This is a genomic window from Cupriavidus sp. GW823-FHT06D04 (assembly GCF_058795055.1).
Genome location: NZ_JBXAHL010000004.1, coordinates 140,818 through 166,858 on the forward strand (window position 1 = coordinate 140,818; position 26,041 = coordinate 166,858).

The following is a 26,041-nucleotide window of genomic DNA, read 5'->3' on the forward strand; positions in this document are numbered from 1 at the left end:
CTATTGGTCTGGGCCGGGCGACGGCAGGCGCAGCCCGGTTTTCTTGAGGATGCGGGTGGACCACAGCACGTCGTGCGCGCGGCAGGCGTCGCCAAGCAGTGCCGCGATCGCGGCAACCTGCGGCGCGGCGTCTTCGCGGGAGCGCGCATGGACCATCGCGAACAGGTTGTAGGGCCAATTCGGCAAGTGGCGCGGACGGCGATAGCAATGGCTGACGAAGGGCAGGGCGCCGATGCGCTCGCCCAGCGTGTCAATGCACGCATCGTCCACGTCCCACACGGTCATGCCGTTGGCGCGCCAGCCCAGCCGGTAGTGGTTGGGCACGGCGCCGATACGGCGCAGCACGCCGCGCGCCTGCATCGCAGCCAGCCGCGTGATCACCTCGTGCTCGGTCAGGCCGAGTTCGCAGGCCACCGCCGCATAGGGCGCCGGCACCAGCGGCAGGCCGGCTTGCGTGGCGCGGATCAGCGCCAGGTCGACGGGATCGACAGGCTCGGACATCAGGCGGGCAGGTAGAGGTTGACGAAGAACTCGCGTTCCTTCGGGAACGGCAGGATCTCGACGCCGGCCGCCGCGGCAATGCGCGCGAGCACCGGTGCGACCTCCCCCGGCCTTGCCACCGCCAGCACGAACCACAGGTTCAGGTGATGCGTCCGCGCATAGTGGTGGGCGACCTCGGGGTGCGCGTTGACGGCGGCGATCACAGCTTCAATCCGTTCGGCTGGCGTATGGCAGGCGCACAGCACGAAGCTTCCGCCTGCGCGCTCGATCTGGTACAGCGGGCCGACGCGCGTCAGCACGCCTGCGGCAAGCAGCGCGCGCAGCCGCTCCAGCAGTTCGGCCTCGGTGATGCCGAGGGCCGATGCGGCTTCGGCATACGGATGCGGCACCAGTGGCAGGCCGCGCTGCAGCGCGTTGATGATGCGGCGGTCGAGCGGGTCGAGTGCTGCGATTGCACGGGTCATGCCGACACCTGCATGGCATAGCGTGTGCCGCGCTGCTTGTAGCAGCGCGTGCCGACCAGCACGGTCCCGGGCGCATGTTCCAGCCCGGCGGTGGCGTGGATGCGCGCCAGCGCGGGCTGCAAGTCCTCCGCATTGCGCGCATGGACCATCGCAAACAGGTTGTAGGGCCAGTCGGGCAGCCGGCGCGCGCGGCGGTAGCACAGGGTCACGCGCGCCTGCCGGGCCAACCGCATGCCGATGGCGTCCACGTGCGCGTCGGGCACGTCCCACACGCACATGGCGTTGTGGCCGAAGCCGAAGCGCCCATGCTGCAGCACCACGCCCAAGCGCCGGATCACGCCCTGCGCGGACCAGCGCGCCAGCCGCTCCAGGACCTGCGGCATCGGCATCCGCGCTTGCGCCGCCAGCGCGTGGAACGGGCGCGGCGTCAGCGGCAGGCCGGTTTCCAGTGCTGCCACCAGGCGCCAGTCGTCATCGTCCAGGGCGACAGGTGCGGCGGGAGCGGCCGCGCTGGCTGCGCGGCGGGCGCGTGCGCTGCCCGGGCGCGCGAGCGGGAAACCGAGGTCGATGTGATACTCGCGGGCCATGGGCAGGTCCAGCGGCGCCAGGCCGGTCATGTCCCCGATCGACGCCAGCGTGACGTCGAGCATGCGTCGCTCGCGCGCGCCCGCGACAAACCACAGGTTGTACGGGTGGCCGCTGCGCGCATAGTTGTGGCTGACCGCCGCGCAGGCGCTGACGCGCGCCGCCACGCGGTCCAGCTGGGCCGGCGGCACGGACAGCGCCGCCAGCGTGCTGACGCCGATCACGTTGGGCGCGAACACGGCGCCGACGCGGCTGATGCGCCCGCTGCCCAGGTCGCGCGCCAGCAGGCTCAGCAGCGTGTGTTCACACAGGCCGAGCTTGCCGGCCAGCGCCTGGTAGGGCCGCGGCTGCAGCGGGAAATCGCGCTGCAGGGTGTCGTAGAGGTTCAGTTCATCGTACATGGGGCCCTTACATGCCGAACCGTTGCGCGCGCACGGTGAAGAAGATGCCGCTGGGGTTGTCGGCGGGCAGCGTGGCAATGCGCGCCAGGCTGGCGGTGTCGTAGACCTCGACACGGTTGTCGTCGCGGCAGGACAGCCACAGCGACTCGCCCTTGGGTGTGAACTCCATGTGCAGCACGCCTCGGCAGGGATGCAGCGTGCGCACCACCTGGCGCGTGGCGGTGTCGATCACCTGCACCGTGTCGTTGTGGGGGAAGGCGAAGTTGACCCAGACCTGGCGCCCGTCTGGCCGTGCCATCACAAAGACCGGCTGGCCGGCCAGCGGCACGCGCGCGGCCTGCTGCCAGCCGTTGGCGGGGTCGGCCACCAACACCTCATGACGGCCGATCGCCGGCAGCCAGGCCATGCCCTGGGCCATGGCCCAGCCGCGCAGGTGCGGCATCTTGTAGACCGGCAGCGGCGCGCTGCCGCGGCCGTAGCCGGAGAGCACGCGGCGCGACAGCAGCGGCGCCTGCCACAGGTCGACCAGCGCCAGGCCGTCCTCACCGAACAGGCCGGCCAGGTACCAGCGGCCATCGGGCGTGACCAGTCCGTCGTACGGCTCGCGGCCGGCGGGCAGGCGTGTCACCTGCGGCCGGCGCGGATCGCTGGCGTCGATGATCCAGATCTCGCCGGATTCGAACAGGCTGGCGGCAAAGCGGCGGCCGGGCAGGTCGGCCAGGCCCACCACCTTGGAGCGGCGGCCGTCATTGCCGATCGCCGGCAGGTCAGCCAGCGGTTCAAGGGTCTGTGCGTCGAACAGGCGGATGCCGCCAGGCGCGTAGTTCTGCGCGGCCACCACGCGGCCATCCTGCGAGATCGCGCCGCCGATGCTGTTACCCGCCTGCAGCATGCGGTGGGTGATGCGGGCGCTGAGCAGGTCCACGCGCGTCAGTCCCCCGTCGCGGCCGAAGACATAGGCGTAGCGTGCATCGCGCGAGAACACCACGCTGGCGTGGGACAAGTCGCCGAGTCCTTCCACCGTTGCCAGCCGGGTCATGCCGGTGGTCTCGACAATCTGCAGCTGCCCGGCGGCGCGCTCCACCACCACGCCCAGGTCGCCGGTGCCGCGCACGGCGCTGGCACAACCCGCCACCAGCGCGGCGGCAACGGTGGCGCACAAGGCCGCGGCCAGGCCGCGGATCAGTTGCCTTGCGGCGAGGCGGCCGGTGGCTTGCCGGCCTGCAGTCGATCGATCAGCCATTGGGCTTCATCCTGCGTCATGAAGGGTTGCCAGGGCGGCATCGCGGTGCCGGGGCGGCCGTACAGCACGGTGGCGATCAGGCCCGCGGGCGGCTTGCCGGACAGCGCCTCGCGCGTCAACGGCGGGCCCAGCCCGCCGCGCAGCGTCATGCCATGGCAGGCGCCGCAGTCATCGCGCAGCCAGTGCGCAAGCTGCGCCTGCCGGGCAGGGGTGGGCTGGGCCGCCGCGCCGGGCGCTGCGCCCAGCAAGGCAGCTGCCAGCCCCGCCAGTGCAGCGCGCCGCCAGGCGATGTGATCACGCATGGTGGTGCCGGCTCAGTACACGTCGTGCTGCGTGTTGTAGGCGTTGAACTTGCCGGTCGGGGTGACCAGGCGCTTGTCCTTGATCACGGTCTTGAGCGTGCGGGTCTTGTCATCGACCACCACCAGCGCGGACTCGCCGTCCTTGGTGCCCCAGACCGAGAACCAGACCTCGTCGCCGGCCTTGTTGTATTCGGCCTGCACCACGCGCCTGGCGCCCGCGCCCTTCAGCTCGGCCCATTCAGCGATCGGCAGCACCTTGTAGCCGGCTTCCAGGTTGCGCGTGTCGAATACCGCCACCGACTGGTTGAGCTTGGCGTCAGGGTTCAGCGGCGTGTCGACCCACAGGTTGGACGACTTCGGGTGGGTCTTGATGAAGAGCGAGCCGCCGCCCTGGCCCTTGATGGTCTGCACCACCTTCCACGCCTGCGCCGGGTGTCCGACCGGATCGGTGCCGATCAGGCTGATCGTCTCGTCGCCAAGGTGGCTGGTGGTCCAGACCGGGCCGAACTTCGGATGCGTGAAGTTGGCGCCGCGTCCCGGATGCGGGGTCTTGCCCACGTTGATCAGTGCGGCCAGCTTGTTCTCCTTGGTGTCGACCACGGCGATCTTGTCGGACGCATTGGCGGCCACCAGGAAGTAGCGGCCGGTGGCGTCGAAGCCGCCGTCATGCAGGAACTTGGCTGAATCAATCGTGGTGGTCTTCAGGTTGGACAGGTCCGAGTAGTTGACCATCAGGATCTTGCCGGTCTCCTTGGCGTTGATCACGAACTCCGGATGGAAATGGCTGGCGACGATGGCCGCCACGCGCGGCTCGGGGTGGTATTCGTTGTCCACGGTCATGCCGCGCGTGGAGACCACCTTGAGCGGCTTGAGCGTGTCGCCTTCCATGATCACGTACTGCGGCGGCCAGTAGGACCCGGCCACGGCGTACTTGTCCTCATAGCCCTTGTACTTGGAGGTCTCGACCGAGCGCGCCTCCATGCCGACCTTCACTTCCGCGACGATATCGGGCTTGGGCAGCCACAGGTCGATCAGGTCCAGCCGCGCATCGCGGCCGATCACATACAGGTAGCGCCCGGACGCCGACATGCGCGAGATATGCACCGCGTAGCCGGTCTTGACGATATTGATGATCTGCTTGCTGTCGCCGTCGATCAGCGCCACCTCGCCGGCATCGCGCAGCGTGACCGAGAAGAGGTTGTCAAGGTTGTACTGGTTCATCTTCCTGGTCGGGCGCTGGGCCACCGGCAGGATGTCCTTGCGGCTTTTCTCGATATCGGCCAGCGAGTACTCGGGCGGGGTCGGCGGGTCGAGCTGGATATAGCGCGCCATCAGGTCGACTTCCGGGTCGGAGAGATCGCCCGAGGTGCCCCAGTTCGGCATGCCGGCGGGGCTGCCGTACTTGATGAAGGTCTTCAGGTACTCGGTGCCGCGCGCGCGGGTGATGTCCGGCGTCAGCGCCTTGCCGGTCGCGCCCTTGCGCAGCACGCCGTGGCAGCCGGCGCAGCGCTCGAAGTAGATCTGCCGGGCGTGGTCGAACTCAGCGGCAGTGAGGGTGGGGATGGCGGCCTTCTGTTCCGCCTTCGGTTCTGCCTTGGTGGCTGCATGTGGCAGCCCGAGCCAGAGTGAGAGCGGCAATGCCGCGATTGCCGGGTACAGCCAGTTTTTTGCTTTCATGGGTGCCGTGGATCAGCGGTGAGGAAAGCGGTTTCGCGGTGCCCATGCCTGGGTGGCGGGCACCTGTCGTCATGTGGGAAGCATGCGGACACACTGACGACATGGAATTGACTGGCATCAAACGGCGGCGGTGGTGCGGGAACGAAGTGTGGGTGGTTGATGTTTGTCGTTTGCGATGGTGCAAGCGCACCGTGGAGGCGATGCGCTTGCAAGGCAGGGTTCAGGTCGGGCCCAAGCGGTCGCGCGTGCGCCTGGCCACGTTCGTTGTCCACGGGAACGCGCCCCGGTACTGCTGGATGAACTGCTCGATCTCGCCGCGCTGCCGCAGCGACAGGCCGATCATGTCCAGCCCTTCGATAAACATGCGGCGGTGCCGTGCCGACAGGTCGAAGGCGTAGTCGCCAGACGGAGTGCGCACCCGCATCGCCTCGACATCGATGCTGATGGTGTTGCCCGCGTCCGCATCCACGTCGTTCATCAACGGCTCGATCACCTCACGCGGCAGCATCACCAGCAGCAGCCGGTTGTTCATCGCGTTCGAATAGAAGATCTCGCCGAAGCTCGGCGCAATCACGGCGCGGATGCCAAATTGCTGCAGGCCCCAGACGGCGTGCTCGCGGCTGGAGCCGCAGCCGAAGTTGGCGCCGCTCACCAGGATACTGGTGCCGGCGTACTCGGGCCGGTTCAGCACGAAGCCAGGGCGCGGCGCGCCGCTGGCATCGAAGCGGTGGTCGTAGAGGATGCCCTCGGCCAGCCCGGCCTTGTCGATCCCGCGCAGAAACTGCTTGGGGATGATCTGGTCGGTATCGAGGTTCTCGAAGCGGATGGCGGCGCCTTTGCCGGCGATGCAGGTGTGTTCAGGCATGGGTGATCTCCAACTTGCGGACGTCGGTGATGACGCCGGTGACCGCTGCCGCGGCGGCCATGGCCGGGCTCATCAGGTGGGTGATGGCACCGCGTCCCTGCCGGCCCTCGAAATTGCGGTTGGTGGTGGAAGCGCAGCGCACGCCGTCGGCGAGCACGTCGTCGTTCATGGCCAGGCACATCGAGCAGCCCGGTTGCCGCCATTCAAAGCCGGCGGCGGTGAGGATCCCGGCCAGGCCCTCGCGCTCGGCCTGGGCCTTGACCGCGCCCGACCCAGGCACCACCATGGCCCGGACCCCTGCAGCGACCTTGCGGCCGCGCACTACGCTGGCCACCGCGCGCAGGTCCTCGATGCGGCCGTTGGTGCAGGAGCCGATGAAGACGTGCTGGATCGGCGTGCCTGCCAGCGCGGCGCCCGGTTGCAGGTGCGTGTACGCCAGCGCGCGCTCGACCGAGCGCTGCTCGGCCTCGTCGATCTGGTCTTCCGGGAACGGGATCTGCCCGGAAACCGGCAGCACCTGGTCCGGGCTGGTGCCCCAGGTGACGTAGGGCTCGATCTCGCTCGCGTCGAACACGAAGTCCATGTCGAACACGGCGTCCGGATCGCTCTGCAGCGTGGCCCAGTAGCTGAGCGCGGCGTCGCGCTGCGGGCCTTCGATATCCACGGCGCGGCGCAGCACATAGTCGGTGGCGACCGCGTCCGGCGCGATCAGCGCGCCGCGCGCCGCGGCTTCCACGGTCATGTTGCACAGCGTGAAGCGGGCCTCGACGCTCAGGTCGCGGATCGCCGATCCGCAGTACTCCACCACGTAGCCGCGCGCACCTTGCGCGCCGATCGCGCCGATGATCCTGAGGATCAGGTCCTTGGCGGTGGTGCCGGCGGGCAGCTTGCCGTCCACGCGGATGCGCATGGTCCTGGCCATCCGGTAGACCAGCGTCTGGGTGGCCAGCACATGCTCGACCTCGGACGTGCCGATGCCGAAGCCCAGCGCGCCGAGCGCGCCGTAGGTGGTGGTATGGCTGTCGCCGCAGATCACCACCATGCCCGGCCGGATCATGCCGTGCTCGGGCGCGATCACGTGCTCGATGCCCTGCAGCGTGTCGTTGGTGTCGAACAGCGGGATCGCGTGCCGCTCGCAGTTGGCACGCAGGTTGGTGGCCTGCAGCGCCGAGGCCGGGTCCGCGATCACGCGGATCGCTGTGGGGTGCGTCGGGATGATATGGCTGACCACCGAGACGTTCTGTCCCGGCACCAGCACGCCGCGGCCCTGTTCATGCAACCCGGCGAAGGCCTGCGGGCTGGTGTACTCGTTCATCAGGTGCAGGTCGCAGTACAACAGCACATTGTCGTCGTCGATCCTGGCCACGGTATGGGAGTCGACCAGCTTCTGGTATAGCGTCTTGGGGGTCATGGCAACTGCCTTGTCTGTCGTTATTCCGCGGTGATGCCGCGCTGCCTGATCAGGTTGGCCCACACAGGCATCTCCTTTTCCAGGCGCTGGCGTGCCGCCTCGGGCGTGGTCGGGGTGGGCTCGAAGCCTTCCTTGAGCATGCGGTCACGGGTTGCCTGCGCGGCCAGCGCGGTGTTCAGTGCCGCGTTCAGCTTGTCGATCACGGGCTTGGGCGTGCCGGCCGGGGCAAACACCATGAACCAGGTCTCGAAGGCATAGCCGGGCAGGCCCGCCTCGGCCGCGGTCGGCACATTGGGCAACTGCGGCGAGCGCCTGGTGCCGGTGACGGCGAGCGCCTTGAGCTTGCCGCCCTGCACATGCTGCTGCGCGGCCGAGACCACCGGGAAGCTCATGTCCACCTGGCCCGCAATGGTGTCGACCAGGGCCGGGCCGCCGCCGCGGTACGGCACGTGGACGATGGAGACGTTGGCCACCGACTTGAACAGCTCGGCCGACATATGGAAGGTGCTGCCGTTGCCCGCGGACCCGTAGGTCAGCTTGCCCGGCGTAGCCTTGGCCGCCGCGATCAGTTCCTGCAGGTTCTTGGCGGGCACGTTGTTGTTGACCACCAGCACATGCTGCGAGCTGGCGACCATGCCGATGGGGGCCAGGTCTTTCAGCGTGTCGTAGGGCATGCGCGGGAACAGGCCCGGGTTGATCGCCAGGGACACGGTCTGCAGGCCGATGGTGTAGCCATCGGCGGCGGCCTTGGCCACGGCATCGACGCCGATATTGCCGCCGGCGCCGGCACGGTTCTCGACCACGATGGTGCCGCCCAGGCTCTTCGACCAGGCATCCGAGACCAGGCGCGCGGCGATGTCGGCGCTGCCGCCCGGGGCGTACGGCACGATCAGGCGTACCGGGCGCTGGGGATAGGACTGCGCCGCGGCCGTGCCGATCGACGCGGCACACAGCAGCAAGGCCGTGAGGTGGGCAACTTTCATGAGTGTCTCCTGGTTTAGGAATCGTTATGGAAACCATCGTATCATTCACTCAGAAGCACATAATTCAAACTCAGTTACTTCTTTGTTTCCTGGTATTCACTAATGGATAACCTCTCGGACGTCGCGTTCTTCGCGTGCATCAACAAGCACGGCAGCCTGGCCGGCGCAGCGCAGGAGCTTGGCGTGACGCCGCCCGCGGTCAGCAAGCGGCTGGCGGGGCTGGAGGCACGGCTGCGCGTCCGGTTGCTGCACCGGACCACGCGCCGCATCAGCCTGACGCCGGAAGGGGAAAGCTATCTGGTGGAAGGGGCGCGGATCCTTGCGGAGATGGAGGCGCTGGAGCGATCGATCGCGGGCACCGGCAGCACCCCGCACGGCTTGCTGAAGATCGGCGCAACGCTCGGCTTCGGACGGCGGCATATCGCGCCGGCACTGTCGGGGTTCTCGCGCCGCTTTCCGAATATCGAGGTCCAGCTCTACCTGAGCGACCGGCCCCTGAACCTGGTCGAGCAGGGCCTGGACGCCATGATCCACTTTGGAGAGATGCCGGACGTGCGGCTGACGGCGCGCCTGCTGGCCAGCAACCGCCGCCTGCTCTGTGCCGCGCCGTCCTACCTGGAAGCGCGGGGCGAGCCGTCGAGCCCGCGCGAGCTGGCGCGGCACAACTGCATCTTCATCCGCGAAGCCGACGAGACCTTCGGCACCTGGCACCTGCGCCATGGCGCACAGCAGGAGACCGTCAAGGTCCGCGGCACCATGAGTACCAATGACGGGGAATCGGCGCTGGCCTGGGCGCTGGATGGCCAGGGCCTGATCGTGCGCTCCGAGTGGGATGTTGCGGAGCACCTGCGCAGCGGCGCCCTGCGCCGGGTGCTGCCGCAATGGCAGTTCGCGCCCGCGGATATCCATCTCGTGTTCCCGGCGCGCAACCATCGTCCGGACAAGGTGCGGGCGCTGGTGGACTTCCTGCTGGACCACTTTGCCAGCCACCGTGCGTCCGGCGCGGGCAGCGCGGACAACTGCTGGTAGCCATCCGGCGGCGATCATGCGCGGTATCGGGGCCGCGCCACCCGATACTGGGGGGCGATTCCAGCGCCACTAGCGTCCATCATGACTGGCAATACCAGAAGCCTGATGGAAACGCGCATGGAAACAGCCCCCACGCCCCAACCCGGACGCACGCTGCGTCACACCCGCCAGATCGAATGCCGCGGTTATCTGCGCGACGATGGCCTCTATGACATCGAGGCCGATATGCATGATATTTCCGCCGACGCCACCGAATTGCCCTTTGTCAGCGTGCCCGAAGGTGGCCTCATTCACCAGATGCGCCTGTGCATGACCATCGACGCGGACCTGGTGATCCGGCGTTTCGAGGCCCGCACCGAGACCGGCCCGACGCCGTACTGCGCGGAAATCAACGCCGCCTATCGGCAGCTGGAGGGTCTGCGCATCGGCGGTGGCTTCCGGCAGCAGGCCAGGGCGCGCCTGGGGGGCGCCAAGGGTTGTACCCACCTGACGGAACTGCTGGGGCCCCTGGCCACCACCGCGATGCAGACCATGATGTCGGTCCAGCGCGAACAGACGCCGTGGGATGCCAAGCTGGCAGGAGACGAGCCCGTACCCCGGCCCTGGATACTGGACACCTGCCACGCCTACCGCAACGACGGCGAGGCCGTGAACGTCATATGGCCGTTGCACCGTCGCGCGAGCGACTGAACGCGGCAGCCGCGGTCGCCGCCCCCGCCTCGTCCTTCATGGCGAGGATGAAGCCCCCCACCTGTGCAATGTCATCAAGAGCCATGCAGGGCAGCACCGTGTCCATGCGCGCATCGGTGGCCAGCGCGATGATCGAAGGATCGCCCGGATAGTAAGGCGCGCGCCCGTGCGCCGGCCGGTAGACCTCGATGCGCGGAATCGCCTCGCGCCGGAAGCCTTCCACCAGCGTGATATTGGCCGGCCGCAGGCGCGCCACCTGCTCGGCCAGCGTCGGCTCGGCCTCGTCGGCCAGTTCGCGCACGATGGCAAAGCGATAGGGCGATGCCACCATCACCTCGGCCGCGCCGGCGGCGCGAAAGCGCGCGCTGTCCTTGCCCGGCGGTTCCAGTTCCAGCGGATGATGGCTGTGCTTGATCACGTTGACGGTCAGGCCCTGTGCGCGGAACCACGGCAGCAGCGCCGTGATCAGCGTGGTCTTGCCGCTGCCGGAGGTGCCGGTGATGCCTAGGATGAAGGGATGCATGGTGTCAGGGTTCGCAGGATTCGCGGAGTTCAGTTTGGGCGGGCAGCGGGCACACCAGCGGCAGGAAGCTGTCGGCACGCTGCGAATAGGCCAGCAGTGCGCCGGCCTGCAGGTCGAAATACCAGCCGTGCAGCGTCAGCCTGCCGGCCTCCAGCGCACGCCGCACGAATGGGAAAGTCTGCAGGTTGCGCAGCGACACCAGGGTCGCCGCCTGCTCGCAGCCGCGCTGGCGCTCGGCGGCGCTGGCCGTGGCCAGGGTTTCCTCTACCTGCCTGCGCGCCGGTGCGGCGATGCGCACCCAGGCGCCGATGTAGTCGGGGTCTTCGCCTTCATCGGGCGGATGGTCGCCGGCGTCGGCCGGCTGCGCCAGCAAGGCGCGGATGCCGCCGCAGCCGCCGTGGCCCATCACGATGATGCGGGCCACGCGCAGCTGCTGCACGGCAAACTGGATCGCTGCGGATACGCCGTGCAGGCTGCCTTCATGGCGGCCGGTGCAGGGCGGCACCAGGTTGCCGATATTGCGCACGGTAAAGAGCTCGCCCGGATCGCAGCCCAGCAGCAGGCCAGGATCGACGCGTGAATCGCTGCAGCCGATCAGCAGCGTGGGCGGGCGCTGGCCGGTGCGCAGCGTGTCGAACAGCCCGGGCTCGTCGTCGAAATAGCGTTGCTGGAAGCGTTCGAAACCTTTGAGCAGTTGTTCGATGTGATGCATGGCGGCATCCAGGCACTACTGCACCAGCGGGCTGTCGGCGCCTTCCAGCTCGATGCCTTCGATGCGCGCGCGCCCGATCAGCAGGCTGGCGTATTGCTTCCAGGCACGATCGCGCGCGGCGCTGGCCAGGGCGCGGGCAATGTCGCCGCGTACCGCATCAAAGGGCAGGCGCGTGCCGGGGCAGCGTTCCAGGACGCGCACGATATGCAGGCCGAAGCGGGTTTCCACCAACTGCGGCAGCACGCCGTCCTGCTGCGCGGCGAACAGCGCGCGCTCGAATTCCGGAGCGGTCTCGCCGCGGAACACGCGGCCAAGCCGGCCGCCGTTGGCGCCGCTCGGGCAATTGGACAGCGCGCGGGCGTGCTCGGGGAAGGTGGAAGGATCGCCCCGCACCAGTGCCAGCGTCTGCGCGGCGATCTCGCGCAGCGCGTCCAGCGGCACGCGCGGCGTGACCTGGAACAGGATATGGTCGGCCTCGACCCATTCGCCGTCGCGAAAGCGCTCCGGGCGGCTGTCGTAGTGGCGGCGGCAGCTGGCTTCGTCGGGCTCGGGGATGCCGGCCTCGCGTTCCAGCAGCGCCAGCGCCAGGGCGTCGTCGTCCAGCCCTTCGGCGGCGAGGCCGATGCGGTCGGCTTCGGCACGTACCAGCTGGCGCAGGATGGCCGAAATGGTGGCCAGCCGCGCCGGGTTGGCCGCATCGTGATGGTGGTCCAGTTCGCGTTCGATATCGGCGTCGCGCAGTTCCACGCCATTGACGGTGACAGGCATGCTGTTCTCCTTGTCGGGTTGCGGCGCTCAGCGGCTACGCACCAATTGCCAGGCGCGGCCGAGATAGCCGACCGAGGCAAAGCCGCTCCACACATGCACCAGCCGCGTGAACGGGAAGATCGCGAACAGCGTGATGCCCATGAACAGGTGCGCCTTGAACAGCAGCGGCGCATCCGCGACATAGCCGGCGGCGTCGCCGCGCAGCGTGACGATGTGCTGCGCCCAGGTCATCAGCTGCACCATCATGTGGCCGTCCATGTGGCTGGCGGATTCGAAGATGGTGGACAGGCCCAGCAGCAGCGTCACCAGCAGCCACAGCAGCAGCACCTTGTCGCCGGTGCGGGTGACCGCCGACACGCGGGCGTTGGTCAGGCGGCGGTGCAGCAGGATCAGCAGCCCGGCCAGGCACATGGTGCCCATCACGCCGCCGGCGGCCATCGCCACAGCCTGCTTGAAGCCGTGCGAGACACCCAGCGCATCCCACACCGCCACCGGCGTCAGCAGGCCAACCAGGTGCCCGAAGAACAGGCCCAGGATGCCGACATGGAACAGGATGTTGCCGGTGCGCAGGTTGCCGCGGTACAGCACCTGCGAGCTGTCGGTCTTCCAGGTGTACTGCTCGCGCTCGAAGCGCGCCAGGCTGCCGAACAGGAAGATGGCGGCAGCGATATACGGGTAGATGCCGAAGAGGAATTGGTGGATCGTTGCCATGGTGTGTTAACCCATTGTCTGGTGTTCAGTTTGCATTGCCATGCCCGGTCAGCAGGCAGCCGGCACTGGCGCCCTGACACGCGGATCGCGCGGATAGAATTTCACCGCTTGCGGACCCGTCTGCGGCGCCAGCAACGGTTCCACGCCGTCGGCTCCCGGCCCGAAGGTCTCCAGCGCCTCGTCCATGTCGCGCACCGGCGGTTCCTGCTGCGGTTGCGGCTGCACGTCGGTCAGCGTGCGCAGCACCGCGAACACGCTGGCGTAAGGGCTCTGGTTGCGCGTCAGGCGCTCGCCGATCGCGGCCAGCACGTGGATGGCCTCGCCCAGCAACTGCTCGGCGCGTGCTTCCTTGCCGTCGGCCACCAGTGCGCCGAGGAACTCCAGGAACAGCGGCACGTAGTCGGGCAGCTCGGACGCCGCGGGTTCAAAGCCGTCGCGCCGGTACTCGTCGATCAGGTCGACCATGGCCTGGCCGCGGTCGCGGCTCTCGCCGTGCACGTGCTCGAACAGGTGCAGCGAGTGCGCCGGGTTGCGGTCGAAGGTGGCGACGTAGTTCTCCTGCAGCGCGATCAGCGACTCGCTGCGCAGCAGGCCGGTCACGGGGGCCAGCAGCTCGCGCGCCTGCGGCCATTCGGCCAGCGCGGCATCGATCTCGGGCAGGGCGTCCAGCAGATCCTGCTCGGGATAGCCGAGCAGGGCGCTGAGGATGGGATAGAGGGGCATGTTGTTCTCCGTGCGGTTCGTGGGACGCATCAGCTCATCACGGCGTTCTTGCGCGACTTGGGCATGTCGACAAAGTGGACGCTGCCCTGCGGCTTCTTGCCGAACAGCGAGCCGTCCGAAGTACCGCCCGAGCAGCCGTTGCCAAAGGTGAAGCCGCAGCTGGCCTTGTCATTGAAGCTGTCCTCGACCATCTCCTTGTGCGAGGACGGAATCACGAAGCGGTCCTCGTAGTTGGCGATGGCCATGGTCTGGTACATGTCCTCGACTTGGGCGGGCGTCAGGCCCACCTGCTCCAGCACACCCAGGTCCTGCACACCGTCCACCACCTGCGAGCGCTTGTAGGCGCGCATCGCCAGCATGCGGTCCAGCGCGGACAGCACCGGCATCACATCACCCGCGGTCAGCAGGTTGGCCAGGTACTTGACCGGGATGCGCAGGCTCTTTACGTCCGGGATCACGCCGTTCAGGCCCATGTGGCCGGCCTCGGCCGCCGACTGGATCGGCGACAGCGGCGGGATGTACCAGACCATCGGCAGGGTGCGGTACTCCGGGTGCAGCGGAAAGGCAACCTTCCACTCGCACGCCATCTTGTAGACCGGAGACTTGCGCGCGGCATCCAGCCAGCTTTGCGGAATGCCCTGGCGCAGCGCCTCGGCCTGCACCGCCGGGTCGTGCGGATCGAGGAAGACGTCGAGCTGCGACTGGTACAGGTCGCGCTCATCGGCCACCGATGCCGCCTGCTCGATGCGGTCGGCGTCGTACAGCATCACGCCGAGGTAGCGGATGCGGCCGACGCAGGTCTCGGAGCAGACCGTGGGCTGGCCGGCCTCGATGCGTGGATAGCAGAATAGGCATTTCTCGGCCTTGCCGCTCTGCCAGTTGAAGTAGATCTTCTTGTACGGGCAGCCCGAGATGCACATGCGCCAGCCGCGGCACTTGTCCTGGTCGACCAGCACGATGCCGTCGTCCTCGCGCTTGTAGATCGAGCCCGAGGGGCACGAGGCCACGCAGGCCGGGTTCAGGCAGTGCTCGCACAGGCGCGGCAGGTACATCATGAAGGTGTTCTCGAAGGTCGAGTACATCTCCTTCTGCACGTCGTCGAAGAGCTTGTCGCGCCCGCGCGAGCTGAATTCGCCGCCGAGGTCGTCTTCCCAGTTCGGGCCCCACTCGATCTTTTCCATCTTGCGGCCGGTCAGCACCGACACCGGGCGAGCGGTGGGCGGGGTCTGCACCAGCGGCGCCTTCTGCAGGTGCTCGTAGTCGTAGGTGAAGGGCTCGTAGTACTCGTCGATCTGCGGCAGGTTGGGGTTGGCGAACAGGTTCGCCAGGATCTTCAGCTTGCCGCCCTGGCGCGGCTCCAGCGTGCCGTCGGCGTTGCGCTTCCAGCCGCCCTGCCACTTGTCCTGGTTCTCCCATTCCTTGGGGTAGCCAATACCGGGCTTGGTCTCGACGTTGTTGAACCAGGCGTACTCGACGCCGTCGCGACTGGTCCAGACGTTCTTGCAGGTCACGGAGCAGGTATGGCAGCCGATGCACTTGTCGAGGTTCAGCACCATGGCCACCTGGGCACGGATCTTCATTGCGAGGCTCCTTCCTTAGTCTTTTCCACGAGCGGCCCTTCCAGCCAGTCGACCTTCTTCATCTTGCGCAGGATCACGAACTCGTCGCGGTTGCTGCCCACGGTGCCGTAGTAGTTGAAGCCGTAGGCCAGCTGCGCGTAGCCGCCGATCATGTGGGTGGGCTTGGTCACGGCGCGCGTGACCGAATTATGGATGCCGCCGCGCATGCCACTGGTTTCGGCGCCGGGCACGTTCACGATCTTTTCCTGGGCGTGGTACATCAGGCACATGCCCTTGGGCACGCGCTGCGACACCACCACGCGGGCGGTCAGCGTGCCGTTGACGTTGAACACTTCGACCCAGTCGTTGTCGCGGATGCCGTTGGCCTTGGCCTCCGTCTCCGAGATCCACACGTGCGGGCCGCCGCGCGACAGCGTCAGCATGCGCAGGTTGTCCGAGTAGGTGGAGTGGATGCCCCACTTCTGGTGCGGCGTGATCCAGTTCAGCACCAGCTCCGGATTGCCGTTGGGCTTCTTGCCCAGCATCGGCGCCACGGTCTTGGTGTCGATGGCCGGCTTGTACACGCACGCGCCTTCGCCGAAGTCCAGCATCCAGCGGTGGTCCTGCCAGAACTGCTGGCGGCCGGTCAGCGTGCGCCAGGGGATCAGCTCATGCACGTTGGTGTAGCCGGCGTTGTAGCTGACCTCTTCCGATTCCAGGCCCGACCAGGTCGGCGCGGAGATGATCTTGCGCGGCTGCGCCTGCACGTCGCGGAAGCGGATTTTGTCGTGCTCGCGGCCTTCGGCCAGGTGGGTGTGGTCGCGTCCGGTGATCTTCGACAGCGCTTCCCACGCCTTGACGGCGACATGGCCGTTGGTCTCGGGCGCGAAGGTCAGGATCATCTCGGCGGCGTCGATCGCGCTTTCCAGCCGCGGGCGGCCCTGGCTGACGCCTGGTTCCTTCACGGTGTGGCTGAGCTGGCCGATCTCCTTCACTTCATGCTGGGTGTTCCAGTTGATGCCCTTGCCGCCATTGCCGAGCTTGTCCAGCAGCGGCCCGATCGAGGTGAACTTCTTGTAGATGTCCGCATAGTTGCGTTCCACCACGGTCATCGACGGCGCGGTCTTGCCGGGGATCAGGTCGCATTCGCCGGCCTTCCAGTCCTTGGGCTCGAACGGCTGGCCCAGTTCGCCCGGGGTGTCGTGCAGCAGCGGCGTGCACACCAGGTCCTTGCGCGTGCCGAGGTAGGGCCCGGCGATCTCGCTGAACTTCTTCGCGATGGCCTTGTAGATCTCCCAGTCGGTCTTGCTTTCCCAAAGCGGCTGCACGGCTTCGGACAGCGGGTGGATGAACGGGTGCATGTCGGACGTGTTGAGGTCGTCCTTCTCGTACCAGGTCGCCGTCGGCAGCACGATGTCGCCATACAGGCAGGTGGTGCTCATGCGGAAGTCCAGCACGGTCAGCAGGTCCAGCTTGCCTTCGGCGGCCGGGCGTACGTTGACCTCGCTCGGCGTGATCGCATCGTTCTCGTCGCCGAATACGGCGTTCTGCGTGCCGAGCAGATACTTCAGGAAGTACTCATGGCCCTTGCCCGAGCTGCCCAGGATGTTCGAGCGCCACACGAACATATTGCGCGGGAAGTTGGCCGGGTTGTCGGGGTCGTCGCAGGCGAACTGCAGCTGGCCGGACTTGAGCTGTTCGACGGTGTAGGCCACCGGGTCCTGGCCGGCGCGCTCCGCCGCATCGACCACGTCGAGCGGATTGCTGCCGAGCTGCGGTGCCGACGGCAGCCAGCCCATGCGTTCGGAGCGGGCGTTCAGGTCCAGCAGCGAGAGGCCGTCGTAGCGCTTGCGGTCGGCGGTCGGCGACAGGATCTCGTCGACGCCCAGCTTCTCGTGGCGCCACTGGCTGGTGTGGTTGTAGAAGAACGAAGTGCCGTTCATCTGGCGCGGCGGGCGCGACCAGTCGAGGCCGAAGGCCAGCGGGGCCCAGCCAAACTGCGGGCGCAGCTTTTCCTGCCCGACGTAGTGGGCCCAGCCGCCGCCGCTCTTGCCGATGCAGCCGCACATCATCAGCAGGTTGATGATGCCGCGGTAGATCATGTCGTTGTGGTACCAGTGGTTGAGCGCGGCACCAACGATCACCATGCTCTTGCCTTGCGTGCGGTCGGCGTTGTCGGCGAACTCGCGCGCTACCTGCGTTACCAGGCGGGCCGGGACGGTGGTGTGCTTTTCCTGCCAGGCAGGGGTGTAGGGCACGTCATCGTCATAGGAAGCGGCAACGTTCGGGCCGCCGAGTCCCTGATCCACGCCGTAGTTGGCCATCTGCAGGTCGTATACGGTGGCCACCAGCGCGGTACTGCCGCCAGCCAGCGTCAGCCGGCGGGCCGGCACGCGGCGGCGCAGCAGCTCGTCGTGTTCGCCGCCGAAGTAGGGGAAGCCGACTTCGACCACTTCATCCTGCTGGCTGACCAGCGACAGGCGCGGATCGATCGTGCGGCCGCTGCCGCCATCCTTCATCTCCAGGTTCCAGCGGCCCACCTTCTCACCGCCGTTGTGCGCGGCTTCACCCCAGCGGAAGCCGATCGAGCCGTTGGGCGCGACGATCTCGCCGGTGGCGTCGTCAATCTGCAGGGTCTTCCACTCGGGATGGTTGGCTTCGCCGAGGTTATTGGCCAGGTGCGAGGCGCGCAGGAAGTGATCCGGCACCAGCGTGCCCTGGTTCTCACGCAGCAGCACCAGCATCGGCATGTCGGTGTACTGCTTCACGTAATCGCGGAAGTACGCGGACTTGCCGCTGGCGTGGAATTCCTTCAGCACCACGTGGCCCATGGCCATCGCCAGCGCGGCGTCGGTGCCTTGCTTCGGCGCGAGCCAGATGTCGCCGAACTTGACCATCTCGCCGAAGTCGGAAGAGACCGCCACGGTCTTGGTGCCCTTGTAGCGGACTTCGGTGTAGAAGTGTGCGTCCGGGGTGCGCGTCTGCGGCACGTTGGAGCCCCACACCATCAGGTAGGTGGAGTTGTACCAGTCGGCCGATTCCGGCACGTCGGTCTGTTCGCCCCAGACCTGGGGGCTGGCCGGCGGCAGGTCGCAGTACCAGTCATAGAAGGACAGGCAGGCGCCGCCCAGCAGGCTCAGATAGCGTGCGCCGGCGGCATAGGACACCATCGACATGGCGGGAATCGGCGAGAAGCCGATCACGCGGTCCGGGCCGAACTTCTTCACGGTGAAGGCATTGGCCGCCGCGATCATCTCGGTCGCCGTGTTCCAGTCCGCACGCACGAAGCCGCCCAGTCCGCGCACGCTTTTGTAGCGGGCGGCCTTGACCGGGTCCTGGCTGATCGATTCCCACGCGGCGACGGGGTCCATGGTCTTGCGGGCCTCGCGCCACATCTCCATCAGGCGGCCGCGGATCATTGGGTACTTGACGCGCTGCGCGGAGTAGACGTACCAGCTGTACGAGGCGCCGCGCGGGCAGCCGCGCGGCTCATGGTTGGGCAGGTCCGGGCGCGTGCGCGGATAGTCGGTCTGCTGGGTCTCCCACGTGATCAGGCCGTTCTTCACGTAGACCTTCCACGAGCAGGAGCCGGTGCAGTTCACGCCGTGGGTCGAGCGCACGATCTTGTCGTGCTGCCAGCGGCTGCGGTAGCCGTCTTCCCACTTGCGGTCCTCGTTCACCACCGCGCCGTGGCCGTCCGCATAGGTGGACTTGACGCGCGACATGAACTTCAGTCGATCCAGGAAATGACTCATTGCTTTGTTCTCCGCGAGTGCTTTGCTGCGGGCGCTCCGGTGGTTTCAGGCGCTTTGCAGGGACACCCTCAGCTTATGGGGGAGGCGGGCGGCAGCCAATTCGCTGGTGGAACAGCCGCCGCATGGCGATCGGGCTAGGTGCCGCGCGCGGGACTAGTTCGACAGAACTAGTCCGGCCGGCGAGACGGTCAGCAGGGCATGGGGGCGTTGCGGCGCGCGTAGTGCCACCACGTCACCAGCACGCAGCTGACGTAGAAGGCGATAAAGCAGTACAGCGCGGCATCCGGTGCGCCGGTTAGCTCCAGCGAGGTGCCGAAGCTCTTGGGGATAAAGAAGCCGCCGTACGCGCCGATCGCGCCTGAGAAGCCCAGTACCGCCGCGGATTCCTTGCCGGCCTCCTGCAGCGCTTGCCGCTGCGCGGCATCGCCCTTGCCTGCGGCAGCGCGCTGGCGCTCCGTCAGGAAGATCACGGGGATCATGCGGAAGGTCGAGCCATTGCCGATGCCGGTTAGCGCGAACAACGCGATGAAGGCGGCCAGGAAGAAGGTGAAGTTGCCGCCGGCGCCGTCATGCGGCAGCGTCGCCAGTACCGCGAATACTGCCGCGATCATGCCGACGAAGGTCCACAGCGTGACGCGCGCACCGCCGAGCTTGTCGGAGATCCAGCCGCCCACCGGCCGCGTCAGCGCGCCCACCAGTGGCCCCAGGAAGGCATAGGCGGTCGGGTTCACTCCGGGGAACTGCGACTTGGTCAGCAGCGCCAGCCCCGCCGAGAAGCCGATGAACGAGCCGAAGGTGCCCACGTACAGCCAGCACATCAGCCAGTTGTGCTTGCGCTTGAAGATCACGGCCTGCTCGGCAAACGAGGCCTTGGCGTCCGCGATGTCATGCATGCCGAACCACGCCGCCAGCGCCGAGACGATGATGAACGGCACCCAGATGAAGCCGGCGTTCTGCAGCCACAGGTCGCGCGTGACGCCATTGGCCTGGTACTGCTGCGGCTCGCCGCCAAGCGCGCCGAAGATGGCCACCGACACCACCAGCGGCGTGACGAACTGCACCACCGACACCCCCAGGTTGCCGATACCCGCATTCAGCCCGGTGGCAAGCCCCTTCTTCGCCTTGGGGAAGAAGAAGCTGATATTGGCCATCGACGAGCTGAAGTTGGCCCCGCCCAGCCCGCACAGCAGCGCCAGCACCAGCAGCGTCGGGTAGCCGGTGGACGGGTCGCGCAGCGCGAAGCCCATGCCCAGCGCCGGGATCAGCAGCAGCGCGGTGGAGATCGCGGTGAAGCGGCGCCCGCCGAACACCGGCACCAGGAACGAGTAGAAGATGCGCAGCGTGGCGCCGGACAGCGCCGGCAGCGCGGTCAGCCAGAACAGCTGGTTCTTGGTGAACTGGAAGCCGGCGCGGTCGAGGTTGACCGCGACCACGCTCCACAGCATCCAGACCACGAAGGCCAGCATCAGCGCCGGGATTGAGATCCACAGGTTGCGGTAGGCGATGCGTTCGCCCTGGGTTTGCCAGAAGGCCTTGTTCTCGGGCTCCCAGCGGGTGAGTACGGAAGATGACATGACAGTGTGCCTTGGTTGTTTGCGTGACGGGGGCCGTCAGGCGGCCTGGGTGAGGCCGACGGCCTGTTCTTTGTGCCGGCGCTCGCCGCGCTGGCTGTAGTGCATCCACACCAGGCTCACGCACACGGTGCCGTACATCAGCATGAAGCAGCTGCTGCGCACGCCGGTCAGGTCGGCCAGCATGCCGAACAGGATCGGCAGCACGAAGCCGCCCAGCCCGCCGGCCAGGCCCACCACGCCCGAGACCGCGCCGATGTTGTGCGTGAAGTCGTTGGAGATGAACTTGAAGACCGAGGCCTTGCCGATGGCAAAGGCGATGCCGACCACGAACAGCAGGAAGGTGAAGACGGTGGGCGTCAGCGCGATGCGGAAGGCCTGCGGGCCACTGATGGTCTGGATGATGAAATCCGTCTGCGGATAGCTCAGCAGGAAGAAGCCGACCCAGCTCACCCACATTACCCACCAGGTGGTGCGGTGCGCGCCGTAGCGGTCGGAGATCCAGCCGCCGATGGCGCGCAGCACGCCGCCGGGCAGCGAGAAGCAGGCAGCGAGGATGGCCGCGGTCTTGATGTCGAAGCCGTATTCGCCGATGTAGTACTTGGTCATCCACAGCGACAGGCCGACATAGCCGCCGAACACCACCGAGTAGTACTGCGAGTAGCGCCACACGCGCGGGTCGCGCATCACGGCGAGCTGCTCGCGCCAGCCGACGCTGGACTTGACCAGGTGCGCCGGGTTGCTGCGCGAGCACACCCAGAACAGCAGCGCGGTGACCAGCATCGCCACCGAATACACGCGCGGCACCACGGTCCAGGTGCCGGCGGCCAGGATCATCGCCGGCGCGACGAACTTGGTCAGCGCCGCGCCCGAGTTGCCGGCGCCGAAGATACCCATCGCCAGCCCCTGGCGCGAGCGCGGAAACCAGCGCGCCACATACGGCGTGCCGACCGAGAACGAGCCGCCCGCCAGGCCGACGAACAGGCCCAGCACCAGCAGCTGCCACAGCGTGTGCGCATACGAGATCAGCCAGATCGGGATCACCGTGGCCAGCATCAGCACGAAGAAGACGATACGGCCGCCGTAGCGGTCGGTCCAGATGCCCAGCGGCACGCGGATCAGCGAGCCGCTCAGCACGGGGGTTGCCGCCAGCAGCCCGAATTCGGTGTCGTTGAGGCCGAGTTCCTGCTTGAGCGGAATGCCGAGGACGGCGAACAGCATCCAGACGGCAAAGCAGATGGTGAAGGCGAAAGTGCTCGACGCCAGCGTGATTGCGGCACCGGGCGGTACGGGCTCGGGCGCGCGTGGTTGGGTGGCCATGGCCATGCTCCTGTGTCAACTTTGGCGGGGGTGATGCCAGAGTAGGGGCGGCCACTGGTGCTGCCTATTCGCCGGCAGCACAGCGCACACGGGTGCGCAGCCTGCCTTTGGAGGTAGTTCTACCGGCGGAGGTCTTCGGCGCGGCGGCGGTGCTATCGTGCAGTCAGCGTGAATGGCATCCGTTTGCGCACCTGCGGCAAGCCGTGCGCCGGATCAAGAAGCCGGCGCGCGCCGCATCACCTGATTCCCGTAGCCAGCCATGGACACCATCCCTATCCTCCCCGCGCGACGCTCGCCGCCCCCCGGCAAGGCACCCGCCGGGCCGCCGCCGCGCGGCTTTGCCTTGTTTGCGCTGGGTTTCCGGCCGTTCTACCTGGGCGGGGCGGTGTTCGCCGCGCTGGCCATCGCGGCGTGGTCGGCGATGCTGGCGGGCGTCGCCGCAGCCGGCCCGGCGCCGGTGATGCCGGCGATGTTCTGGCATGCGCACGAGATGGTGTTCGGCTTTGCCGCGGCCATCGTGGTGGGCTTCCTGTTCACCGCGGGGCGTGCCTGGACCGGTCAGCCGACGCCCACCGGCGCCGCGCTGGCCGCGCTCTTCCTGCTGTGGCTGGCCGGGCGCGTGGGCATGTGGGTGGCGCCGGGCACGGCGGCCTTCGTGATCGAGGGCGCGTTCCTGCCGCTGGCGGCGCTGGCCTTCACGCGCACGCTGGCCCGCGCCGGCAACCGCCGCAACTATCCGCTGGCCCTGGCGCTGTGGCTGCTGGCCACGGCCGATATCGCCAGCCTGTGGCTGCAGGCGCGCGGCCATGACGCCGGTGCGATGCTGGCCTGCCGCGCCGGCGTGGCGCTGGTCACGCTGTTCGTGGTGGTGATCGGCGGGCGCGTCATCCCGATGTTCACGACCAACGCGATCCCGGGGTTCCGCCTGCGCCAATACCGGCAGGTGGACCGCATGGTGGTGCCGGCCGCGGTGCTGGGACTGGCCGCAGGGCTGCTGCCCTTGCCGGGCTGGCTGGCGGCGGCACTGTCATTGCTGGCCGCGGCGGTGCTGGCCGTGCGCGTGGCTGGCTGGCGCAGCCATGCGGTGGGCAACCGGCCGATCCTGTGGGTGCTGCACCTGGCCTACGCGTGGCTGCCGGTGGCGCTGCTGCTGCAGGCGCTGGGTGCGCTGGGGCTGGTGATGGCGGGGCTGGCGACGCATGCATTCACGGTGGGCGTGCTCGGCGTGGCGATCATCGCCATGATCACGCGTACCGCACTGGGCCACACCGGCCGCATGCTGGTGGCCGGCCGCGCGGAAACCGCGGCGTACTGGCTGGTGGCTGCGGCAGCGGTGTTGCGCGTGTTCGGGCCAATGCTATGGCCGGCCGGGTATTTGCATTGGATCTGGGGGGCGGGCGCGTGCTGGGTAGCGGGGTTTGCTCTCTACGCGCTGACCTATGCATCGCGGCTTGCGCGCCCGCGGGTGGACGGCAAGCCGGGCTGAAGCGCGGGATCAGGGGCAGGCTTGCGCCACGGACACGGCGAACTGTTGTCCGATGCGGCGCTGGCGGTCTTTGGCATCGCCCTGCATTCCACCTGGGATATCAGCGCCGACCTGCGCGCCTTTGTGGATTTCCTGGCCGGGCGCTTCGGCGACAACCCGCCGTGGGAGCAACCCGACGGCGGGTGAGTCGGCCTGCGCTAGGCGGGCGGATGCACCGCCGCGCGTCGGTAGTCGCCCGGCGTCATGCCGGTCCAGCGGCGGAAGGCGCGGAAGAACGAGTTGGCATCGTCAAAGCCGAGCCGGAACGCGATTTCTCCCAGCGACATCGTGCCCCCGGCCAGGTAGCCGCCAGCCAGGTCGCGGCGCGCCTCCTCGCACAGCGTGCGAAAACTCGTGCCCGCTGCCATCAGCCGGCGCTGCAGCGTGCGCTCGCTGATGTCCAGGTGGCGTGCCACCGCGGCCAGGCTGAGGGCGCGCTCGCCGGCCAGCGCCTGCAGGGCCGCGCGCACATCGTCCAGCGAAGCGGACGCCGGCCGCGCTTCGCGCATGGCGTGGCCCGGGCCGGCCGGTCCGCTGCGCACGCGGGCAGCCAGGCGCAAGGCCAGGTCGCGGCGGCCGAACACGATGGCGTCTTCCGGCTCGCCAAAGCGCACCGGGCAGTCGAATGCCTCGGTATAGCGCAGGTGCCAGTCGGGCTGGCCGATGCGCAGCGACACCCGCAGCGGATGCAGCGGCTTGCGCGTGAACTGGCGCCCGAAGGCCAGCAGCGAGCACAGCTCCATGTCGATGCGCGGGCGGGTGTCGGGCGCCTCGGGGTCGCTCGGGCGGATGCAGACCCAGGCTTCGTCGCCCTGGCGGCGCAGTTCGATGCGGTCGCCGGCGAGCAGCTTCTGGTAGCGCGCGATGCGCCGCAGCGCGGTGCCCAGCGACGGCCCGGCCATGGCCGGCAGGCCCGCCAGCCCGAGCAGGTCGGTCTGCATCCGGCTGCCCAGCCATAGGCCGATGGTTGGATCGCCGGTGGCGCGGTAGACCGCGCAGAGCACGTGGCAGGCCTGTTGCGGGCCTGGCGCCGGCACGGCAGGCGTGAGGTCGCTGGGGTCGGAGTCGGAGTCGGATTCCGGGGCAGGCGCGAGTCCCGATACGTCGTAGCCGCCATCACGCAGTGCGTGCAGCAGGTCACGAGGCAACGGCCCGGCCTGGATAGGCTCTTGTTGTGTCATTGTCATTATCTGGCTGGCAAGTTGGCGCAAGTGCGCCAGAGCAGCCCCCGGTAACAACGAGATTACGCGGTGCCGGTGACCCCTTCAAGGGCATGCGGGGGGACGAAGTGTGGCCTGGGCAGCGCAACGGCGTGGTGGCGGCGGGCGGTGCCGTACCGTTGCCGGGTTCCGGGGCGCCTGCAACCCGTTGCCTAAAATTTGGGCGCTCCGGTGGGTTCCCGCACAGACCGGGGCTTTCGGGGAGGGTAGGGGGAGGATATCCACAGATTCTGTGGATATCACATGGAGGTTTTCAACATGGGTTTGTGCGGCTGCCGCAAGGCATCGGATACGGGGTATGCTGGGTAGTTTGAGCGCGCGGCATCTGCGCGGCCGGGCCTGCCCGCGCTGTCATCGTGTGGCATCCCTACAAGATTTGCCGCCATCGTGCCGCCAACGCCCGCTGTTGGGCCAATTTCGACTCTACCTGCCCGCCGCCATGCGCCATGACCGGTCGTCCGCAGTCCTGCCTCGCCTTGCCTTGTTGCCGATGCTTGCCGCCGCGCTGGCGCTGTCCGGCTGCGTGGCGCAATACCGGGTGCCCGCTGGCGCCCCGGCCGCCAGCGTGCGGCTGCTGACCAGCACCGACGACAACACTTCGTTCACCGTGGTCGATCCGGCCAAATGCCCGGTGCCCGCGCGGCCGCTGGTGCTGGCGGGAACCGGCAGGCAGTTGTCTGCGATGGGGCGGGACCGGAGCCTGGACATGGCCGGGCGCTCGCCCGAGCCGCCGGCGCGCACCCGCGAACGGCTTGTGGAGGCGGGCCGGCGTATCTACGTGGCGGTGACGTCGGCCGCGGTGCCGCCGCTGCCTGAGCTGCGTTGCGCGGCGGGCGTGTCATTCGTGCCGGCTGCCGGCGGCCAGTATGAGATCCGCTACCAGCGGGACGAAACCGCGAGCCAGTGCTCGGCGCAGGTATTGCGCATGCAGCCGCTGCCCGACGGCGGTGCGCGCCTGACGGCGGAGCCGACCCAGCAGGGCTTCAGGGCGCTGCGCAAGGACTATGTCTGCCAGGCGCAGTAGCGCGCGCCCGGCAGACCGATGGCACCATCGATTGAAGCGGGCGTTTGAGGCAGGCGCCCGCTGGCCGCGCAGGCGGCTTACTGCTCGATCAGGAAACGCTCCGGGCGCTTGCCCAGCCATGCCGGCGCACGGCCGCGGCCCGACCAGGTCTTGCCGGTCTTGGGGTCCATGTACTTCGGCGGCAAAGCGGATGCAGGCTTCTTGGCGCTCGAACCAGCCGGGCGGCCACGCTTGCGGCGGGGCAGGATGTCTTCGGCGGTCAGGCCGTATTCAGTCATCAGGTCCCGGATTTTGTCGATTACGCCGGCGACTTCCGTCGCACGCACTTCATTCAGCTTGGCTTCCAGCGCTTCCTTCTCAGCCAGGAGTTGCTTGTATGTCGCCATTTATATCCCCTTTCTGCAAATAGGCCGCTGCATGGTACTAGAAGTTGTGGTGTCGGTTCACCTAAAAAAATTTTACAAAAAATAACGGAGAAT

General features: G+C 67.9%; 25 protein-coding genes. 5 read left to right on the forward strand and 20 right to left on the reverse strand.

Annotated features, from left to right (window positions below):
- From ahbB (AC1Q7H_RS08620) to AC1Q7H_RS08660, 9 genes are all read right to left on the reverse strand, one after another.
- Positions 1-501, reverse strand: coding sequence for a siroheme decarboxylase subunit beta (gene ahbB / locus AC1Q7H_RS08620; protein ID WP_013953873.1), 501 nt, complete (start codon positions 499-501; stop codon positions 1-3).
- On the reverse strand, positions 501-965 hold the full coding sequence (locus AC1Q7H_RS08625) for an AsnC family transcriptional regulator (protein WP_153954140.1): 465 nt from the start codon (positions 963-965) through the stop codon (positions 501-503). Before AC1Q7H_RS08625 ends, ahbB (AC1Q7H_RS08620) begins: the two co-directional genes overlap by 1 nt.
- Complete coding sequence (ahbB, locus tag AC1Q7H_RS08630) at positions 962-1,951, reverse strand: siroheme decarboxylase subunit beta (RefSeq protein ID WP_013953871.1); 990 nt, start codon at positions 1,949-1,951, stop codon at positions 962-964. The genes AC1Q7H_RS08625 and ahbB (AC1Q7H_RS08630) overlap by 4 nt, the downstream gene beginning before the upstream one ends.
- A gap of 7 nt (positions 1,952-1,958) precedes the next feature.
- Positions 1,959-3,194 (reverse strand): cytochrome D1 domain-containing protein, encoded by a 1,236-nt coding sequence (locus tag AC1Q7H_RS08635; RefSeq protein WP_492381121.1) that lies wholly within the window; start codon positions 3,192-3,194, stop codon positions 1,959-1,961.
- Positions 3,134-3,496, reverse strand: coding sequence for a c-type cytochrome (locus AC1Q7H_RS08640; protein WP_153954142.1), 363 nt, complete (start codon positions 3,494-3,496; stop codon positions 3,134-3,136). Before AC1Q7H_RS08640 ends, AC1Q7H_RS08635 begins: the two co-directional genes overlap by 61 nt.
- Before the next feature lie 12 nt (positions 3,497-3,508).
- Complete coding sequence (locus AC1Q7H_RS08645; protein WP_153954143.1) at positions 3,509-5,173, reverse strand: nitrite reductase; 1,665 nt, start codon at positions 5,171-5,173, stop codon at positions 3,509-3,511.
- Between the two features lie 220 nt (positions 5,174-5,393).
- A complete protein-coding gene (leuD, locus tag AC1Q7H_RS08650; RefSeq protein WP_153954144.1) occupies positions 5,394-6,038 on the reverse strand; it encodes a 3-isopropylmalate dehydratase small subunit in 645 nt (214 codons plus the stop codon).
- Positions 6,031-7,449, reverse strand: coding sequence for a 3-isopropylmalate dehydratase large subunit (gene leuC, locus AC1Q7H_RS08655; protein WP_013953866.1), 1,419 nt, complete (start codon positions 7,447-7,449; stop codon positions 6,031-6,033). The genes leuD and leuC overlap by 8 nt, the downstream gene beginning before the upstream one ends.
- A gap of 20 nt (positions 7,450-7,469) precedes the next feature.
- Positions 7,470-8,432, reverse strand: a complete 963-nt coding sequence (locus tag AC1Q7H_RS08660) for a tripartite tricarboxylate transporter substrate binding protein (RefSeq protein ID WP_211979436.1) — start codon at positions 8,430-8,432, stop codon at positions 7,470-7,472.
- 102 nt (positions 8,433-8,534) lie between these two features.
- Here AC1Q7H_RS08660 and AC1Q7H_RS08665 point away from each other — a divergent pair, with 102 nt between their 5' ends.
- Positions 8,535-9,461: a LysR family transcriptional regulator gene (locus tag AC1Q7H_RS08665; RefSeq protein WP_013953864.1), complete on the forward strand. Its 927-nt coding sequence runs from the start codon at positions 8,535-8,537 to the stop codon at positions 9,459-9,461.
- Between the two features lie 117 nt (positions 9,462-9,578).
- Complete coding sequence (locus tag AC1Q7H_RS08670; RefSeq protein WP_041228722.1) at positions 9,579-10,151, forward strand: DUF2889 domain-containing protein; 573 nt, start codon at positions 9,579-9,581, stop codon at positions 10,149-10,151.
- Here the strand turns inward: AC1Q7H_RS08670 and mobB are convergent.
- The 9 genes from mobB to AC1Q7H_RS08715 form a co-directional block, all read right to left on the reverse strand.
- A complete protein-coding gene (mobB, locus tag AC1Q7H_RS08675) occupies positions 10,117-10,674 on the reverse strand; it encodes a molybdopterin-guanine dinucleotide biosynthesis protein B (RefSeq protein ID WP_013953862.1) in 558 nt (185 codons plus the stop codon). The genes AC1Q7H_RS08670 and mobB overlap by 35 nt on opposite strands.
- Positions 10,675-10,678: 4 nt before the next feature.
- A complete protein-coding gene (locus AC1Q7H_RS08680) occupies positions 10,679-11,386 on the reverse strand; it encodes a carbonic anhydrase (protein WP_153954147.1) in 708 nt (235 codons plus the stop codon).
- Between the two features lie 15 nt (positions 11,387-11,401).
- On the reverse strand, positions 11,402-12,154 hold the full coding sequence (locus AC1Q7H_RS08685) for a peptidylprolyl isomerase (protein ID WP_013953860.1): 753 nt from the start codon (positions 12,152-12,154) through the stop codon (positions 11,402-11,404).
- Between the two features lie 27 nt (positions 12,155-12,181).
- Entirely contained in the window at positions 12,182-12,865 is a 684-nt protein-coding gene (narI, locus tag AC1Q7H_RS08690) for a respiratory nitrate reductase subunit gamma (protein ID WP_153954148.1), read from the reverse strand.
- A gap of 48 nt (positions 12,866-12,913) precedes the next feature.
- Entirely contained in the window at positions 12,914-13,588 is a 675-nt protein-coding gene (narJ, locus tag AC1Q7H_RS08695; RefSeq protein WP_153954149.1) for a nitrate reductase molybdenum cofactor assembly chaperone, read from the reverse strand.
- Positions 13,589-13,617: 29 nt separating this feature from the next.
- Positions 13,618-15,168 carry a nitrate reductase subunit beta gene (narH, locus tag AC1Q7H_RS08700; RefSeq protein ID WP_013953857.1) on the reverse strand — a complete coding sequence of 517 codons (1,551 nt, stop codon included), beginning with the start codon at positions 15,166-15,168 and terminating at the stop codon, positions 13,618-13,620.
- A complete protein-coding gene (locus tag AC1Q7H_RS08705) occupies positions 15,165-18,902 on the reverse strand; it encodes a nitrate reductase subunit alpha (RefSeq protein WP_492377932.1) in 3,738 nt (1,245 codons plus the stop codon). The genes narH and AC1Q7H_RS08705 overlap by 4 nt, the downstream gene beginning before the upstream one ends.
- A gap of 188 nt (positions 18,903-19,090) precedes the next feature.
- Entirely contained in the window at positions 19,091-20,476 is a 1,386-nt protein-coding gene (locus AC1Q7H_RS08710; RefSeq protein ID WP_013953855.1) for a NarK family nitrate/nitrite MFS transporter, read from the reverse strand.
- 36 nt (positions 20,477-20,512) lie between these two features.
- Positions 20,513-21,793 (reverse strand): MFS transporter, encoded by a 1,281-nt coding sequence (locus tag AC1Q7H_RS08715; protein WP_013953854.1) that lies wholly within the window; start codon positions 21,791-21,793, stop codon positions 20,513-20,515.
- Between the two features lie 259 nt (positions 21,794-22,052).
- On the opposite strand from AC1Q7H_RS08715, the gene AC1Q7H_RS08720 reads away from it, so the two are divergent.
- Both AC1Q7H_RS08720 and AC1Q7H_RS08725 read left to right on the forward strand, forming a co-directional pair.
- Positions 22,053-23,279, forward strand: coding sequence for an NnrS family protein (locus AC1Q7H_RS08720; RefSeq protein ID WP_153954150.1), 1,227 nt, complete (start codon positions 22,053-22,055; stop codon positions 23,277-23,279).
- Between the two features lie 21 nt (positions 23,280-23,300).
- A complete protein-coding gene (locus tag AC1Q7H_RS08725; RefSeq protein WP_420872283.1) occupies positions 23,301-23,465 on the forward strand; it encodes a hypothetical protein in 165 nt (54 codons plus the stop codon).
- 11 nt (positions 23,466-23,476) lie between these two features.
- On the opposite strand, the gene AC1Q7H_RS08730 is transcribed toward AC1Q7H_RS08725, so the two are convergent.
- Positions 23,477-24,499 (reverse strand): AraC family transcriptional regulator, encoded by a 1,023-nt coding sequence (locus AC1Q7H_RS08730; protein ID WP_228772408.1) that lies wholly within the window; start codon positions 24,497-24,499, stop codon positions 23,477-23,479.
- A gap of 445 nt (positions 24,500-24,944) precedes the next feature.
- On the opposite strand from AC1Q7H_RS08730, the gene AC1Q7H_RS08735 reads away from it, so the two are divergent.
- The gene (locus AC1Q7H_RS08735; protein WP_228772409.1) at positions 24,945-25,562 is read left to right on the forward strand and encodes a hypothetical protein; all 618 of its coding nucleotides are present in this window, start codon (positions 24,945-24,947) and stop codon (positions 25,560-25,562) included.
- A 77-nt stretch (positions 25,563-25,639) separates the two neighbouring features.
- Here AC1Q7H_RS08735 and AC1Q7H_RS08740 read toward each other — a convergent pair whose 3' ends face one another.
- Positions 25,640-25,948 carry an H-NS histone family protein gene (locus tag AC1Q7H_RS08740; protein ID WP_010810880.1) on the reverse strand — a complete coding sequence of 103 codons (309 nt, stop codon included), beginning with the start codon at positions 25,946-25,948 and terminating at the stop codon, positions 25,640-25,642.
- Positions 25,949-26,041 lie beyond the last annotated feature (93 nt).